Consider the following 15,902-nt stretch of genomic DNA (forward strand, 5'->3'; position numbering starts at 1 on the left):
CGCATGTCCGACGTCGTCGCTCCCCGGGAGCTCACGCCCCGCCGCCGCTGGGCTGCCCTCGCGGTGCTGTCGATCGCCGTCCTGGTCCTGGCGATCGACAACACCGTGCTCTACCTCGCGGTGCCCTCGCTGACCGCCGACCTGTCGCCGACGGCGAACGAGATCCTCTGGATCGGCGACGTCTACTCCCTCGCCCTGGCCGGGCTGCTCGTCGTCATGGGGTCGCTCGCCGACCGCGTCGGGCGCAAGCGGCTGCTGCTCGTCGGCGCCGCGGCGTTCGGTGCGGCGTCGCTGTTCGCGGCGCTGTCCACCAGCCCCGCCATGCTGATCGCGGCCCGGCTGCTGCTCGGCGTCGCCGGGGCGACTCTGATGCCCTCGACGCTGTCGCTGATCCGCACCGTGTTCACCGACCCGGCCGAGCGGGCCCGGGCGATCGCGGCCTGGGCGGCCGCGGCGAGCGGCGGCGCCGCGGTCGGGCCGCTGGTCGGCGGCGCGCTCCTGGAGCACTTCTCCTGGGGATCGGTGTTCCTGATCAACGTGCCGATCATGGTCGTGCTGGTCGCGGCCGGTGCGTGGCTGCTGCCCGAGTCCCGCGACCCCGAGCCCGGCCCGTTCGACCTGGTCTCGGCGCTGCTGTCGATGGCCGCGATCGTGCCGGTGGTGTGGGCGGTCAAGCACACCGTCGCCGCCGGGGTCGACGTCACCGGGGTCGCCGCGCTCGCCGCCGGTGCCGGTGCCGGCGTGCTGTTCGTCCGCCGTCAGCGACGCCTGCCGGTCCCGCTGATCGACGTGTCGCTGTTCGCCCGCCCCGCCTTCGCAGGGTCGGTGTTCGCCGGGTTCATGGCGGTGTTCGCCCTGATCGGGACGCTGTTCTTCTTCTCCCAGTACCTGCAGCTCGTGCGCGGGTTCTCGCCGCTGCAGGCCGGGCTCGGGGAGCTGCCGACCACGCTGTCGGCGATCGCCGTCGTCGCCGTCGTGGGGCGGTTCTCGCGCGCGCTGGGGCTCGGCCGGGCGATCGCGACCGCCCTCGCGCTGGTCACCGCCGGGCTGGTCGCCGTCGCGGTCACCGAGGGGTTCACCAGCTACCTGTGGCTGGCGCTGGCGCTGGTCCCGCTGGGGCTCGGCGTCGGCCTGACCCAGACGCTCACCACCGACGCGGTCGTGTCCTCGGTCCCGCCGCGCAAGGCGGGCGCGGCCTCGGCCATCTCCGAGACGGCCCTGGAGCTGGGGGTCGCGATGGGTGTCGCCGTGCTCGGGTCGGTGGTCTCGCTGGTCTACCGCGGGCACCTCACGCTGCCCGACGGGCTGGACCCGGCCGCGCGGGCCGCGGTGACCGACTCGCTCGCCGCGGGCACCCACGCCCTCGACCCGGCCTCGCCGGTCCTCGACGACGCCCGCGCGGCGTTCACCACGGCGATGCAGACGACCTCGCTGATCGCCGCGGCCGTCACCCTGGCCGCCGCGGTCGTCGCCTGGCGGACCATTCCGGCGACGGCCGGTGCGGTCGCGGAGGACGAGCCGTCGCGCCCGGTCACCGACCGGGGCTGAGCGCGCCGAGCACGATGTCGAAGCGGGCCCGCGTCCAGGTCCCGTCCGGGACCCGCCCGTCGGGGGCCGGGGTCCCGGCCGGGTGCCGCTCGAACGTCGTGACCAGTGAGTCCCGCACCCCGAACACGGCGTCGTGGTCCAGCAGCGCGTCGCCGCGCACGAAGATGTGGGTCACCAGCCGGCGCCTGCCCGGCGCGGTGACCAGGAAGTGCAGGTGGGCCGCCCGCATCGGGGACCGGCCCGCGGCCGCGAGCAGCGCGCCGACCGGGCCGTCGTGCGGTATCGGGTACGGGGTCGGGGTGACACCCCAGAACCGGTAGCGGCCCTCGGCGTCGCTGAACAGGTGCGCGCGGCCCGCGACCCGGCCGTCGTCGTACTGGACGTCGTAGCGGCCGTCGTCGTCGGCCTCCCACACCTCGATCCGGGCGCCCGGGACGGAGCGGCCCGCGTCGTCGGTGACGGTGCCCTCGACCAGGCACGGCTCGCCGCGGGCGCCGCCGCTCACGTCACCGCCGAGCGGGACCTCGGGGGAGCCCTCGACGAAGAAGGGGCCGAACACCGTGGCCTCGGTGACCCCGCCCTCGGCGCGGTCGTTCACCGTGATCGTCTGCATCGACAGGCCGAGCACGTCGGAGAGCAGCACGAACTCCTGGCGGTGCCCGTCGGTGACCTCCCCACAGCGGGTGAGGAACGCGACCGCGGCCGCCCACTCGTCCTCGGTGAGCCGCACCTCGCGCACGACGGCGTGCAGGTGGGTCACCAGCGACACCAGCACCTCGCGCAGCCGCGGGTCGGGGCAGGCGTCGAACGACCGGGCCACCCGGTCGACGAGCGCGTCGGCGGGGGACGGGGCCGTCTCGTGCGGGAAACGCATCGGAAATCCTCCCGGAACCGTCGGCCTGAATCGCACGCCGACGCTAGTGCGCGCGATTCCCGGCAGACCAGTGCCGATTCCCTCGGGCGGCATGAGGGAAATCTTCAGTGCCGTTGGCGCAACTGCGGATGGAGTACGCGGCGGCACCGGTGTTGTCTCGGTGGACCGTGTGCCGCGCCGCACAGCGACCCCGCTGAGCTGCGCGTCCACCCCGCCGATCCGCCGACCCGAACCGGGGGACCCGCTCCATGACCACCGCACCGGACCCTGCGCCGCCCCGTTCCAGCCTGCTCCGCGTCGCCGTCGCCAGTGGTGTCGGCACCTCGCTCGAATTCTACGATTTCGCGATCTACGGCACCGCGACCGCGCTCGTGTTCACCGATACGTTCTTCCGCACCGGCGATCCGTGGTTCAGCACGTTCATGGGGCTGGCGACCTTCGGCACCGGGTTCCTCATGGCCCCGCTCGGCGCGGTCCTGTTCGGCTGGGTCGGCGACCGCCGCGGCCGGCGCACCGCGCTCATGCTGACCTTCCTCGGCATGGGCGCCGCGACCGTCCTGATGGGGCTGCTGCCGAGCTACGCGACGATCGGCGTCGCCGCACCCGTCCTGCTGGTGTGCCTGCGCCTGGTGCACGGGCTCTGCCGCGGCGGTGAGACCGGCGGGGCCGCGACGCTGGCGATGGAGCACGCCCCACCGGAGCGTCGCGCGCTGTGGGGCGTGTTCACCGCGCTCGGCTCCCCGGTCGGGACGATCCTGGCCAACGTCGCGTTCATGTTCGTGCTGTTCCTGCCCGCCCAGGACGTGTCGGACTGGGGCTGGCGGCTGCCGTTCCTGTTCGGCGGGGTCGTGCTCGTACTGGGCATCTGGGTGCGGCGCGGGGTGCGGGAGAGCCCGGAGTTCCGGGTCCTGCACGACTCCGGGGTGCTCGCGACCCGGCGCGCCCCGGTCGTCGAGGTCCTGCGGACCGGCTGGCGGCGGGTGCTGCTCGCCGCCGGGGTCAACATCGGGCTCAACTCGACGACCTTCGCCCTGTCGATCTTCATGCTGTCCTACGCCACCGCCGCCGCCCCGCAGGGGCTCGGGCTGCCCCGCCAGCCGATCGTCAACGGCGCCATCCTCGCGCTCGTCCTGCACGGGGTGTTCAACGTGGTCGGCGCCGTCGCCTCGGACCGGTTCGGCCGCCGCCCGGTGATGATGTCCGGCGCGGTGCTCTCGATCGTCGCCGCGCTCTCGATCTTCCCGCTGTCGGCGCAGGGCACCGTCGGCGCGGTCACCCTCGCCATGTGCCTCGGCTTCGCCGCCACCGGGATCCTGTTCGGACCGATGTACGTCTACTTCGGTGAGCTGTTCGGCCGCGAGCAGCGCCAGACCGGGATGGGGATCGCCTTCCACGTCGGCGCCGTGCTGGGCGGCGGGATCTCCCCGCTGGTGGCGAACCGGATCCTCGCCTGGACCGGCGACGCGGTGAACATCGGCTACTACCTGGCCGGCGCGCTGGTGCTGTCGCTGGTCTGCCTCGCCGCACTGCCCGAGACCGCACCGCGCCGTCTCGCCGCACGGGCCGGCGCACAGCCGTCGCCCGCCTCCGTCTGACCCCTCCCACCGACGCGAAGGGACCCTCATGTCCGTCGACGCCCCGCCGCAGACCACCGTCGCCGCCCACCCGTTGTCGATGCTGACCGCCGCCGAGGTCGACCGCGCCCGGGAGATCGTCGACGAGGCGGGCCTGCTCACCCCCGACACCCGCTTCTCCTACGTGATGCCGCGCGAGCCGGACAAGGCCGACGTCCTGGCCTGGGACGGCGTCACCCCGCTGCCGCGTGAGGTGACGCTGCTGCTGACCCGGCTGGAGCCGCTCGCGCTGCGCTCGGTCGTCGTCGAGCTGGGCGGCGGCCGGGTCGTGTCCGACGTGATGCTGGACCCGGCGCAGGTCGGCGTCGGGCCGTGCCTCGACGAGGACTACGCGTTGGTCGACGCCATCGTGAAGGCCGACCAGGGCTGGCTCGCCGCGCTCGCCCGGCGCGGGGTCACCGACGTCTCCACCGTCCGCCCGGTGCCGCTGTCGGCCGGGGTGTTCGGCTACGACGACGAGGTCGGCCGCCGGGTCTACCGGGTGCTGTCGTTCGTCCAGCCCGACCCGTCCACCCCGCCGTGGGCGCACCCGGTCGGCGGCGTGGTCGCGCACGTCGACGTCGACGCCCGGCGGGTCCTGCGCGTGGTGGAGACCCACGTCGCGCACGTGCCCCAGGAGTCCGGCGACTGGGCCGACCCGGCCGTACGCGGCCCGGAGCGCACCGACCTGAAGCCGATCTCGATCACCCAGCCCGAGGGCGTCTCGTTCACCCTCACCGACGACGGCGTGCTGAGCTGGCAGAACTGGACCGTCCGGCTCGGGTTCAACGGCCGCGAGGGACTCACGCTGCACCAGCTGTCCTTCGCCGGCCGCCCGGTCGCCTACCGCGCGTCGATCGCGGAGATGGTCGTCAACTACGGCGACCCCGGTCCCACCCACGGCTGGCAGAACTACTTCGACCTCGGCGAGTACCAGTTCGGCCGGCTCGCGAACTCCCTGGAGCTGGGCTGCGACTGCCTCGGCGACATCACCTACGTCGACACCGTCGTCGTCGACGACCACTGCCGCCCGCGGACCATCCGCAACGCGATCTGCCTGCACGAGGAGGACACCGGCATCCTCTGGAAGCACAATGACATCTTCACCGGGCAGACCCACACCCGGCGCCAGCGCCGGATGGTCGTGTCGTTCTTCGGCACCGTCGGCAACTACGACTACGGCTTCTACTGGTACCTCTACCTCGACGGCACGATCGAGCTGGAGGCCAAGGCCACCGGCATCCCGTTCCCGTCCGGCTGGGACGGCGCCGACCCGCACTTCGACCCGGTCGGCCCCGGCCTCGGCGCCCCGGTGCACCAGCACCTGTTCTCCGCCCGGCTGGACATGACCGTCGACGGCGTCCGCAACGCCGTCGAGGAGCAGGATGCCCTCGGCGTACCGATGGGCGGGGCCAACCCGTGGGGCAACGCCATCGCCCGCAGCCGCACCCGGCTGCGCACCGAGGGCACGGCCCGCCGCGACGCCGCGAACGACCGCAACCGGGTCTGGCGGATCTGCAGCACCGAGCGCACCAACCGGTTCGGCGCCCCGACCGCGTACGCGCTGCTCCCGCAGGGGTACCCGACGCTGCTGGCCGACCCCGCGTCCCCGATCGCCGCGCGCGCCGCGTTCGCCCGCCACCACCTGTGGGTCAGCCGCTACGACCGCGACCAGCTCTGGCCCGCCGGCTACACCGTCAACCAGAATCCCGGCGGCGACGGGCTGCCCGCCTACACCGCGGGCGACCGGTCCGTCGACGGCGAGGACGTCGTGCTGTGGCACACCTTCGGCCTCACCCACTTCGTCCGCCCCGAGGACTGGCCGGTCATGCCGGTCGACCACGCCGGGTTCCGCCTCAGGCCGGACGGCTTCTTCGACCGCAACCCCACCCTCGACGTACCCGACCTCGGCGCGCACGGTCGCCCGGCAGACGGGTGCTGCCCCACCGACGGCACCACCACCGGGAGCTCCGCATGACCGGCACGCTCACCCCCACCGCCGACCTCCTGCTCGACGGCGCCCGCCGCCCGGGCGGCGGCGGGACGTTCCCGACCGTGAACCCGGCGACCGGGGAGGTCCTCGCCCACGTCGTGGCCGCCGACACCGCCGACGTCGACACCGCGGTGGCCGCCGCGGGCCGTGCGGTCCGCGGGGAGTGGGCGGCCGTCCCGCCGTCGGGGAAGGGGGCGCTGCTGACCCGGTTGGCCGACCTCGTCGAGCGCGACGCCGACGAGCTCGCCCGGCTGGAGTCGCGCGAGATGGGCGCCCCGCTCGGCGTCGCGGCGGGACTGTTCGTGCCGAACCTGGTCGCGACGCTGCGGTACTACGCCGGCTGGGCCGACAAGATCACCGGGGAGGTGGTGCCGACCGACGGGTACCTCGGCGCCCGCACCCTGTCCTACACCCGTCGCGAGCCGCTCGGCGTGATCGCCGCGATCGTGCCGTGGAACGCGCCGCTGATGATCCTCGGCTGGAAGCTGGCACCCGCGCTGGCCTGCGGCAACACGGTGATCGTGAAGCCCGCCGAGGACGCGTCGCTGGCCGTGCTGCACCTGGCCGGCCTGGTCGGCGAGGCCGGGTTCCCGCCCGGGACGGTGCAGGTGCTGCCCGGGCCGGGCGGCGTCGTCGGCGAGGCGCTGGTGTGCCACCCCGGCGTCGCGAAGGTCAGCTTCACCGGGTCCACCGCGGTCGGCCGCCGGATCCTGCGCCACTCCGCCACCCACCTGACCCGCACCACCCTCGAGCTGGGCGGCAAGTCCCCGCAGATCGTGTTCGGCGACGCCGACCTCACCGCCGCCGTCGCCGGGATCGCCGCGGGCCTGTTCACCAACCAGGGACAGGTCTGCGCGGCGGGCACCCGCGTGCTGGTCCACCGCTCGGTGTACGACGACGTCGTCACCGGTCTGGCCGAGGCCGCCCGCGCCCAGGTCCTCGGCGACCCCCTGGACCCGGCGACGACGATGGGCCCGCTGGTCAGCGCCGCGCAGCGCGACCGGGTGCTCGGCTACGTCGGGACCGGCCGCGCCGAGGGCGCGACCCTGGTCGCCGGCGGCGAGGTCCCGCCGGGACCCGGCTTCTTCGTCGCGCCGACGGTGTTCGCCGGCACCAACGACCTCACCGTCGCCCGCGAGGAGATCTTCGGCCCGGTCGGCACCGTCATCGGCTTCGACGACGACGCCGCGGCCGTCGGCCTGGCCAACGACTCCGCCTACGGGCTGGCCGCCACCGTCTGGACCCGCGACGTCGGCCGCGCACACACCGTCGCCGCGCAGCTGGAGGCCGGCGCCGTCGGCGTCAACGGCTGGTCACCACTGGCCCCGCAGCTGCCCTGGGGCGGGGTGAAGGCGAGCGGCCTGGGCCGCGAGCTCGGCCACGAGGGGATCCTCGCGAACACCGAGACCAAGACCGTCACCGTCGTCCTGTGAGGAGCAGTCCCGTGACCACCACCGAGAACGCCACCACGCTGCAGGCGCTGGCCCGCCGGGTCGAGGTGCTGGAGGCCGAGGCCGACATCCGGCGCCTGCAGGCCCGCTACATGTGGCTCTGCGACACCCCGATCCCCGAGTACGGCGTGACCGGCGACGAGGAGCGGATCGAGCTCGTCATGAGCCTCTACACCGACGACGCCGTCTGGGAAGGTGTGGGCGAGTACTACGACGGCCAGTTCGGACGGGCGGAGGGAGCGGACGCCGTGCGGGCGCACTTCCGGTCCTTCTGGGGTGAGAAGCGGGATCCCGCGCTGCTGCTCAACGCCCACTACCTCACCTCCGAGCAGATCCACGTGCACGGTGACACCGCCGACGGCCAGTGGATCCACATGCAGCCCTGGCTGTTCTCCGACGGCACCGCGCTGCTGCGGTCGAGCCGGCTCAACAACGCCTTCCGGAAGGTCGACGGCCGATGGCTGATCTCGCGTACCCGGACCGAGAACGTCTTCGTGGCGCCGTTGCCGGCGGGCTTCGCGAGCGACCACCCGTCGGCGTCGGTCCTGATGCGGCCGTGACGTCGGGACGGGACACCGACCGGGCCGGCACCGCAGGCCCGGTCGACCCCGTGGTGCACGTCGTCGACGACGACGACGACCTGCGCCAGTCACTGCGCTTCCTGCTCGGGAGCGTCGGCATCCAGGCGCTGGACTACCCCGACGCGGCCACCTTCCTCGCCGAGTTCGACCCGGCCGAGCCCGCGGTGGTCGTCGTCGACGTGCGGATGCCGGGGATGAGCGGGTTCCAGCTCCAGGAGGAGCTCCTCGCCCGCGAGTACCCGGCCCCGGTGGTGTTCTGCTCCGCGCACGGCGACATCCCGATGTCGGTGCGCGCGCTGCGCGGGGGAGCGGTGGACTTCCTGGAGAAGCCCTACGACACCCAGCGCATCCTCGAGGTCGTCCAGCACCAGCAGGGCCGCGCACGCGAGCTGTTCGCCGCGCACGCGGCCCGCGCCGCGGTCCGGGAGCGGGTGGAGACGCTCACCCCGCGCGAACGCGAGGTGCTGGCGCTGGTCATCGAGGGGATGGCCAGCCAGGCGGTCGCGCACCGGCTGGGCACCAGTGTCAAGACCGTGGACGTGCACCGGGCCCGGATCAAGGCCAAGACCGGGGCGGAGAGCCTCGGCACGCTGGTCCGCGACATCCTCACCCACCGGGTCGAGGTCTGAGCACGCCGGCGACCCGGCAGCCGGTGGCGAGCAGATCGCCGTCCTGTCCGGCCCGGCCGACGAGCTGGACCCCCAGCGGGAGCCCGGCGTCGTCGTGCAGGCCGGGCACGGTGACCGCGGGTAGGCCGAGCGCCTGCCACGGACGGCTGCACACCGGGTCCCCGGTGGCGCCCAGCCCGTACGGGGCGGGCCCCGGCGCGGCGGCGGCGAGCACCGCGTCGTAGCCGTCGACGGCCGCGGCGAGCGCGTCGCCGTGTCGGGCGACCCGGTCGCGGGCGGCGCGGTACTCCGGCTCCGGCATCGCCGCGCCGCGCGCCAGCAGGTCGGCCAGCGGGACGCTCAGCGACCCGGCGTGGGCGAGCTCCGCGGCGCGCTCGCGGGCCGCCTCGAACGCCATGACGACCGGGTGCGCGGCGGTGAGGTCGTCCACGTCGACCCCGTCCAGCGGGTCGACGACCATCCCGGCGGCCCGCAGCCGCTCGGCGGCGTGGTCCACCAGTGCGGCTCGCATCGACGGCTCCAGCGGCCCGGCCGTGCACAGCAGCAGCCGGGGTGCCCGCGGTGCCCGCGCGGCCGGGTCGGGCTCGCCGGTCAGCGCGGCCCAGGCGCACGCGAGGTCGTCGACCCCGGCGGCCAGCACGCCGTGCGCGTCCAGGCTGGGGGCCAGCCCGGTGACGCCGTCGACGGGGTACCGGCCCCGGCTCATGACCAGCGCGGCGATCCCGCAGTAGGCGGCCGGGCGGGTCACCGACCCGGCGGTCTGCGACCCCAGCGCCAGCGGGACGTGCCCGGCGGCGACCGCGGCGGCCGACCCGCTGGACGACCCGCCCGGGGTGTGGCCCGGCGCGGCCGGGTTGGCGGTCGGGCCGGGGGAGAAGTACGCGAACTCGGTGGTGACGGTCTTGCCGACCGGGACGGCACCGGCGCGGCGCCACGCGGCGACGATCGCGGCGTCGTCGGAGGCCGGGGCGGCTCCGGCGCGCAGCACCGAGCCGCAGCGGGTGGGCAGCCCGGCGACGTCGACGATGTCCTTCACCCCGAGGGGGATCCCGCCGAGCGGCCCCGTGGCGGCAGCGGTCGCGGGGCCGGGGACGAGTTCGACCCAGGCGCGGACCTCCGGCTCGGTCGCGGCGATCGCGCGGCGCGCGGCGTCCACGGCGCCGGTCGCCCCGTCGCGCACGGCCGCCCGCAGCGACCACGGCGTCACGACCGCACCCACTCGGCGTCGGCCTCCCAGAAGTCGGTGCCGCTGGGCCCGACCCGGTGCCGCCACGGGGTGGTGCGACGCAGCTGCGGCTCCGTCCGCGCGGTGGCCGCGTCGGCCGCGTCCGGGCCGTCGGCCCCGACCTGCCAGTGCACCCAGCCCAGCTCGCGCCCATCCGCGTCGTGCTCGAACAGGTCGACGTGCCGCCAGCCGTGGCCGTGGGTGTCGACGTAGCAGGTCAGGGTCAGCCGGGTCGGCGGTGCGGACGGGCTCACGGACGCTCCTCGGGGTGGGTCAGGCGCTCAGGCGGGACGTGCCGACGGGGTGGAAGGACCGCTGGAAGTACACGAGCCCGCCACCGCCGTCGCGGGTGCTCACGTGCTCGATCTCGACGAACAGCACGGTGTGGGTGCCCTGGTCCCGCACGCTTCGCACGGTGCCGACGAGCGCGGCCGCCGCGTCGCGCAGCACCGGGACCCCGTGGGTGTCGTGGTCCCAGGAGCCGGTCGCGAACCGCTCCGCGGTCGGCACCCGGGTCGCGCCGGCGAAGTGCAGGGCCAGGTCGGCGTGGTCGTCGCCGAGCACGTTCACGCAGATCCGGCCGTTGCCGACGAGCACCGCGTGCGACCGGCTGGACCGGTTGACGCACACCAGCACGGTCGGCGGGGTGTCGGTCACCGAGCAGGCCGCGCTCACGGTCATCCCGGCCCGGCCCCGCGGGCCGTCGGTGGTGATCACGTTGACCGCGGCGGACAGGTTCGCCATCGCGGAACGGAAATCGGACGGGGACGGGGTCGGTTCGGACACGATTTCCTCCGGTGGGTTCTCGGGCTTCTCTCGACCATTGCGAACGTACGCGCGGAACGCGCCCGGCCGATATCGATAGTCATCCGGAATCGTCTAGGGAATTCCCTTCGTCTCCGACGAGTGGCAGCGCGAACCCGAACCGGGTGCCGCCCCCCACGCGCGGCGCGGCCCAGATCCGGCCGTGCTGGCGGGTGATGATCCGGTAGCTCAGCGCCAGCCCGATGCCGCTGCCGTGCTCCTTGGAGGAGAACGACTCGGCGAACGGGTCCCGGTCGATCCCGCGTCCGCGGTCGGCCACGGTGACCACGGCCTCGTCGCCGTCGACGGCGGTGGTCACGACCAGCTCGCGGCGCTCCGGCGGGAGGTCGGCCGTCTCCTCGACCGCGTTGAAGCACAGGTTCAGCAGCACCTGCCCGGTCAGGACCCGCTCGCAGCGCGCCCGCAGCGGGCCCGGGTGGCGTTCCACCCGCACCCGGACCCCGGCCGGGTCGGCGCGCAGCCCGACGAACCACAGGCAGTCGTCGAGGACGTCGTGCAGGTCGAGGACCTGCTCGGTGTGCTCCAGGTGCCCGACGAACGCCCGCACGGCCGCCACGATCGCGCTCGCCCGGCCCATCTGGCGCAGCGCGCTGCCCAGGCCGTAGCCGATCCGGTCGGCGTCGGCCGCGGACAGCGCACCGCCCCGCACGAGCTCCTCGGTGTGCCGGCGGGTGCCGTCGAGGAAGTTGCCCGCGGCCGCCAGCGGCTGGCCCAGCTCGTGCGCGATCGCCATCGCCATGTCGCCCATCGCGGTGTAGCGGGCCAGGTAGTTCTCCCGGTGTGCCGCGCGCTCGCGGGCCGCCTCGGCCAGCACCCGCCCCGACACGTCGTGCAGGATCATGAGCAGCCCGGACGCGGGGTCGGTCCTGTCGTCGGAGGGCTCGGCGAGCCGCTCCAGGGTGCCCTCCAGCCACACCGGCCCGCCCCGGGTGCCGGGCACCTCCAGCTGGACCGGCACGGTCGGGTCGGCCAGCCGGACCAGCTCGTCCAGCGCCGCCGGGCGGCCGTCGCGGCGCAGCCGCCCGTACTGGTCGAGGTGCCCCAGCGGGGCGCCCGGGTCCATGCCGAACAGCTCCAGCGCGGTGTCGGTGGCGAACCGGATCGCGCCCGACGGGTCCAGGGTGAGCGCGATCGTCGAGGTGTGGCGGGCCAGCGCGTCGATCGACGACGTGGTGCGCCGCAGCGCGCGTTCCAGGCCCTGCTCGTGCTCGATGTCGCGGAACTGCACCAGGATCGCGGGCCCCTGCGCGAGCTCCACCCGCACCGCGACGGCGTCGGTCGGCACCACCCGGCCGGTGCGGGTCCGGTAGTGCCACTCGATGCGGTTGCTGCCCCGCTCGACGGCCTCGTGCAGCCAGGCACGGCCGAGCACCCGGTGGTACTGCGGCGCCGTGCTCGACATGTGGTTGGCCTTGAGCGGGCGCAGCTCGGCGAGGCTCCAGCCGAGCAACCGGCAGGCCGACGGGTTGGCCCACAGGATGTTCTTGGTCGCCGCGTCGTGCAGCAGCACGCACGTCGTGGTCGCCCGCATCATCGCGACGAAGTCGCCGGTGACGAGCTCCGGGGCCTGCGGCTCGACCTGGTCCATCGACCCAGCCTAGGCGGGGACCACCCCGGGCCGCGCTGAAGGAATCCCCTAGCGCCACTGCGGAGGCCCCCTATTCGTGCGAGGGCGGTTGCCGATTCCTGGACGGTCACCGGAATTCCTACTCTCGATGCCGGAAAGCGAATCGAGAAGGAGGTGCGATGGTGAGCGCACAATTGGCCGCGGCCACACCGGCGATCGCGTCGGAGGCGGCGTTCGACACGATGCTCGCCGAGCTCGCGGTGCGCCGCACCGAGTTCCGCGAGCAGCGCCACGTCCCGCGGGACTTCGTCGCGACCCTGAAGCGGGCCGGGATCTACCGCTCGGCCACCCCCGCCGTGTTCGGCGGCGAGCCGCAGCCGCCCGCGGTGTTCCTGGACCGCATCGAGCGGATCTCGGCCGTCGACGGCTCCACCGGCTGGGTCGCGAGCTTCGGCTCCGCGCTGGTCTACCTCGCCGCGCTGCCCTACGACACCCAGGCGCAGCTCTACGCCGACGGCCCCGACGTCGCGTTCGCCGGGGCCCTGTTCCCGCCGCAGGCCGGCGAGCCCACCGCCCGCGGCTACCGCCTCGACGGCCGCTGGAAGTTCGCCAGCGGCTGCTCCGGGGCCGACGTGCTCGGCGTCGGGATGCCCGGCGACGCAGACTCCGACGGCAAGCCCCGCACCGCAGTCCTGCGGCCCGACCAGGCCGAGATCGTCCCCGAGTGGGATGTCGTCGGGATGCGCGGCACCGGCTCGTTCGACGTGGTCGTGCGCGGGGTGGAGGTGCCGCGGGAGTGGACGTTCGTGCGCGGCGGCACCCCGACCGTCGACGAGCCGCTCTACCGCTACCCGACCATCGCCTACGCGGCGCAGGTGCTCGCCGTCGTCGGCGCCGGGGTGGCCCGCGCCGCGCTCGACCACGCCGTGCGCGTCGGCGGCGGCTACGCCGGGGTCACCGGAGCGCCGAAGCTGGCGGACCGGGCGTACTACCGCGACGCCGTCGCCCGCGCCGAGGCGGAGCTGCGGTCGGCGCGGGCCTGGTTCTACGAGGCCACCGGGCAGGTGTGGGACACGGTGCTGGCCGGGGACCCGGCCACCGACCGGCAGAACGCCGAGCTGCGGCTGGCCTCGGCGCACCTGGCCCGGACCTCCTCCGACGTCGTCGCCCGCCTGATCGAGGTCTCGGGCACCGCGCCGATCCACACCGCGCACCCGCTGCAGGACCTCGCGGGCGACGCGCTGGTGCCCAAGCAGCACGCCTTCCTCGGCCCCGCGGTGTTCGACGCCGCCGGAGCCGTCCTCATGGGCCTGCCGGCCACCACCCCCGGCTTCCGCTGACCCGACCGCACCACCCCGAGGAGACCGCCATGGCCGCCCCACCCCTGCGGGTGCTGTTCTGCATCGGCATCAACCAGAACTTCTTCGACCTGCCCACCGACGGCATCACCACCGGCGACGTCTGGGCGGCCTTCGTATCCATGATGGACGGCATCAGGGCGCTGCCCGGCGTCGGCTTCATCGGCGACATCGACGACGACTCGCACATGGTCGGCCCGTCCGACGGCTGGCCGTGGACCTGCTACCTGCTGGCCGACGTCGACACCGCCGACACCGTCAAGGCCGCCTGCAACCTGTTCCGCACCACCGCGGTCGGCGACGGGGACGCGAAGCTCTGGCGCTTCGCGAAGGTCGAGGCCCGTATCGGGCGCGCCCTGACCGTCCGCGACGACGTCGCGCTGCCCACCCGGGGAGACGCCCGATGAGCGCCGACCCCACCGGCGCCGACGTCACCGGCGCCACGGCTGCCGAGCTCGTCCGCGCCGACCGCGTCGCCGGGCGCCTCTACACCGACCCGGAGCTGTTCGAGCTGGAGATGACCCGCATCTTCGAACGGGCCTGGGTGTGGGTCGCCCACACCAGCGAGCTGCCCGGGCCGGGGACCTTCAAGTCCACCCACGTCGGCCGCCAGCCGGTGATCGTCACCCGGGACCGCAAGGGTGAGATCCGCACCCTGCTCAACCGGTGCCGGCACCGCGGCGCCAGCGTCTGCGAGAAGCCGCAGGGCAGGGCCAACGGCTTCACCTGCCCGTACCACGCCTGGTCCTACGGCCTGGACGGCGCGCTGCGCGGCGTCCCCTACCCCGACGGCTACGAGGGCGTGCTGGAGAAGCGGGACCTGTCGCTGCGCCGGCTGCGCACCGAGTCCTACGGCGGCATGGTCTTCGCGACCCTCGACCCGGACGCCGAGCCGCTGGAGACCTTCCTCGGCGACGCCCGGCTGTGGATCGACCGCTTCATGAAGCAGGGCGGCGGCTACCCGGTCAAGGTGCTGGGCAGGCACCGGTTCACCTTCCGCGGCAACTGGAAGATCCAGCTGGAGAACACCACCGACGGCTACCACTTCCCGATCGTGCACCGGTCGTGGATGGCCTCGGTCGACGCCGAGACCGCCGACATGATGTCGTTCATGACCGACCCGACGGCGGTCACCCACGACCTCGGCCACGGGCACAGCGTCATGCAGATGGTGCCCGCCCACTCCGACCTCGACGCCGACGACGGCAGCGAGCCCCTGCAGGCCCGCTTCGACGGCCTCGTCGAGGAGCTGTCGGCCACCCTGGACCCGGCCGCGGTCCGCAAGGTCGTGCGCGCGATGCACGGCACCGGGTTCAACCTGAACCTGTTCCCCAACGTGTCGCTGTCCGCGGCGTTCTTCCGGGTGCTGCGCCCGGTCGCGGTGGACGAGACCGTCATCGAGCACGTCGCCATCGGCCCGGACGGCCCGCCCGAGCTCGACGCCGTCAACCGCGCCCGGTTGCGGATCCACGAGCACTTCCAGGGCCCGTTCGGGTTCGGCACCCCCGATGACGCCGAGGGCTGGGACCGGGTGCAGCGCGGCGCGGCCGCCGCCCCCGACATGCCGATCCTGATCAATCGCGGCTCGGCCCGGGAGAAGGCCGACGCCGACGGACACCCCACCGCGCACGTCACCGACGAGACCGGCATGCGCGCCGCCTACGGGCGCTGGAAGGAGATGATGGGTGATGACTGAGGCACCCGAGAGGGTCCCGGCGCCGGTCCCGACGACCGACCCCGCCGTGGTCCGCGCGATCGAGCTCGTCTGGCGTGAGGCCGAGCTGCTCGACCGGGCCGCCTACCTGCGGTGGGAGAGCATCTACACCGACGACGCCACCTACGTCGTGCCGATCGACCCCGACACCGAGGACTTCGACGGCACCCTCAACATGGTCTACGACGACGCCCGGATGCGGCAGATGCGCGTCGTGCGGATGACCGAGGGCTACGCCATCGCCGCCGTCGACGCCGCCCGGACCGTGCGCACGGTCTCCCGGTTCGTGCCCGAGTCGGTCACCGGCCCGGCGGGCGGCACCGAGGTCGTCCTCCGCTCCGCACAGGTGCTGGTCGCGTTCAAGCGCGACCGCCACGACCTGTGGGCCGCCGACCTGCGCCACCGGATCCGGCTCGCCCCCGACGGGCCCGCGGGCGACCGGATCGTGCAGAAGGTGGTCCGGCTGGTGAACAGCGAGAGCGCCGTCCCGGCCGCGGGGTTCCTGCTGTGAGCGCGGTGCACGC

Annotated in this window: 15 protein-coding genes; 10 read left to right on the forward strand and 5 right to left on the reverse strand. The window is 74.3% G+C overall.

Annotated features, from left to right (window positions below):
- Positions 1-3 precede the first annotated feature (3 nt).
- Positions 4-1,548 (forward strand): MFS transporter, encoded by a 1,545-nt coding sequence (locus KPF22_RS09250; protein WP_224401756.1) that lies wholly within the window; start codon positions 4-6, stop codon positions 1,546-1,548.
- Here KPF22_RS09250 and KPF22_RS09255 read toward each other — a convergent pair.
- Positions 1,532-2,422, reverse strand: a complete 891-nt coding sequence (locus KPF22_RS09255; protein ID WP_224401757.1) for a dioxygenase — start codon at positions 2,420-2,422, stop codon at positions 1,532-1,534. The two genes, KPF22_RS09250 and KPF22_RS09255, sit on opposite strands and share 17 nt — an antisense overlap.
- Positions 2,423-2,670: 248 nt before the next feature.
- Between KPF22_RS09255 and KPF22_RS09260 the strand changes: the two genes are divergently transcribed.
- From KPF22_RS09260 to KPF22_RS09280, 5 genes are read left to right on the forward strand one after another with little or no spacing between them, the layout of a single operon-like run.
- Positions 2,671-4,017, forward strand: a complete 1,347-nt coding sequence (locus KPF22_RS09260) for an MFS transporter (RefSeq protein ID WP_208825311.1) — start codon at positions 2,671-2,673, stop codon at positions 4,015-4,017.
- Positions 4,018-4,045: 28 nt separating this feature from the next.
- Positions 4,046-6,013: a primary-amine oxidase gene (locus KPF22_RS09265; protein WP_224401758.1), complete on the forward strand. Its 1,968-nt coding sequence runs from the start codon at positions 4,046-4,048 to the stop codon at positions 6,011-6,013.
- Entirely contained in the window at positions 6,010-7,461 is a 1,452-nt protein-coding gene (locus tag KPF22_RS09270) for an aldehyde dehydrogenase family protein (protein ID WP_208825315.1), read from the forward strand. The genes KPF22_RS09265 and KPF22_RS09270 overlap by 4 nt, the downstream gene beginning before the upstream one ends.
- A gap of 11 nt (positions 7,462-7,472) precedes the next feature.
- The gene (locus KPF22_RS09275; protein WP_224401759.1) at positions 7,473-8,039 is read left to right on the forward strand and encodes a nuclear transport factor 2 family protein; all 567 of its coding nucleotides are present in this window, start codon (positions 7,473-7,475) and stop codon (positions 8,037-8,039) included.
- A complete protein-coding gene (locus tag KPF22_RS09280; protein WP_224401760.1) occupies positions 8,036-8,689 on the forward strand; it encodes a response regulator transcription factor in 654 nt (217 codons plus the stop codon). The genes KPF22_RS09275 and KPF22_RS09280 overlap by 4 nt, the downstream gene beginning before the upstream one ends.
- On the opposite strand, the gene KPF22_RS09285 is transcribed toward KPF22_RS09280, so the two are convergent.
- From KPF22_RS09285 to KPF22_RS09300, 4 genes are all read right to left on the reverse strand, one after another.
- Positions 8,667-9,896, reverse strand: coding sequence for an amidase (locus KPF22_RS09285; protein ID WP_224401761.1), 1,230 nt, complete (start codon positions 9,894-9,896; stop codon positions 8,667-8,669). The two genes, KPF22_RS09280 and KPF22_RS09285, sit on opposite strands and share 23 nt — an antisense overlap.
- Positions 9,893-10,168 (reverse strand): hypothetical protein, encoded by a 276-nt coding sequence (locus KPF22_RS09290; RefSeq protein WP_224401762.1) that lies wholly within the window; start codon positions 10,166-10,168, stop codon positions 9,893-9,895. Before KPF22_RS09290 ends, KPF22_RS09285 begins: the two co-directional genes overlap by 4 nt.
- A gap of 19 nt (positions 10,169-10,187) precedes the next feature.
- Positions 10,188-10,658, reverse strand: coding sequence for a flavin reductase (locus tag KPF22_RS09295; RefSeq protein WP_224401763.1), 471 nt, complete (start codon positions 10,656-10,658; stop codon positions 10,188-10,190).
- A gap of 121 nt (positions 10,659-10,779) precedes the next feature.
- The gene (locus tag KPF22_RS09300) at positions 10,780-12,327 is read right to left on the reverse strand and encodes an ATP-binding protein (protein ID WP_208825326.1); all 1,548 of its coding nucleotides are present in this window, start codon (positions 12,325-12,327) and stop codon (positions 10,780-10,782) included.
- Positions 12,328-12,485: 158 nt separating this feature from the next.
- On the opposite strand from KPF22_RS09300, the gene KPF22_RS09305 reads away from it, so the two are divergent.
- Genes KPF22_RS09305 through KPF22_RS09320 form a run of 4 tightly spaced genes read left to right on the forward strand, consistent with a single transcriptional unit; the run spans position 12,486 to position 15,889 of the window.
- Positions 12,486-13,646, forward strand: coding sequence for an acyl-CoA dehydrogenase family protein (locus KPF22_RS09305; RefSeq protein ID WP_224401764.1), 1,161 nt, complete (start codon positions 12,486-12,488; stop codon positions 13,644-13,646).
- A 29-nt stretch (positions 13,647-13,675) separates the two neighbouring features.
- A complete protein-coding gene (locus KPF22_RS09310) occupies positions 13,676-14,071 on the forward strand; it encodes a hypothetical protein (protein ID WP_208825330.1) in 396 nt (131 codons plus the stop codon).
- On the forward strand, positions 14,068-15,360 hold the full coding sequence (locus tag KPF22_RS09315) for a Rieske 2Fe-2S domain-containing protein (protein ID WP_208825332.1): 1,293 nt from the start codon (positions 14,068-14,070) through the stop codon (positions 15,358-15,360). The genes KPF22_RS09310 and KPF22_RS09315 overlap by 4 nt, the downstream gene beginning before the upstream one ends.
- Positions 15,353-15,889 carry an aromatic-ring-hydroxylating dioxygenase subunit beta gene (locus tag KPF22_RS09320; protein ID WP_208825335.1) on the forward strand — a complete coding sequence of 179 codons (537 nt, stop codon included), beginning with the start codon at positions 15,353-15,355 and terminating at the stop codon, positions 15,887-15,889. The genes KPF22_RS09315 and KPF22_RS09320 overlap by 8 nt, the downstream gene beginning before the upstream one ends.
- The last annotated feature ends 13 nt before the right edge of the window (positions 15,890-15,902 follow it).

Source organism: Pseudonocardia sp. ICBG1034 (assembly GCF_020131375.1).
GTDB lineage: Bacteria > Actinomycetota > Actinomycetes > Mycobacteriales > Pseudonocardiaceae > Pseudonocardia > Pseudonocardia alni.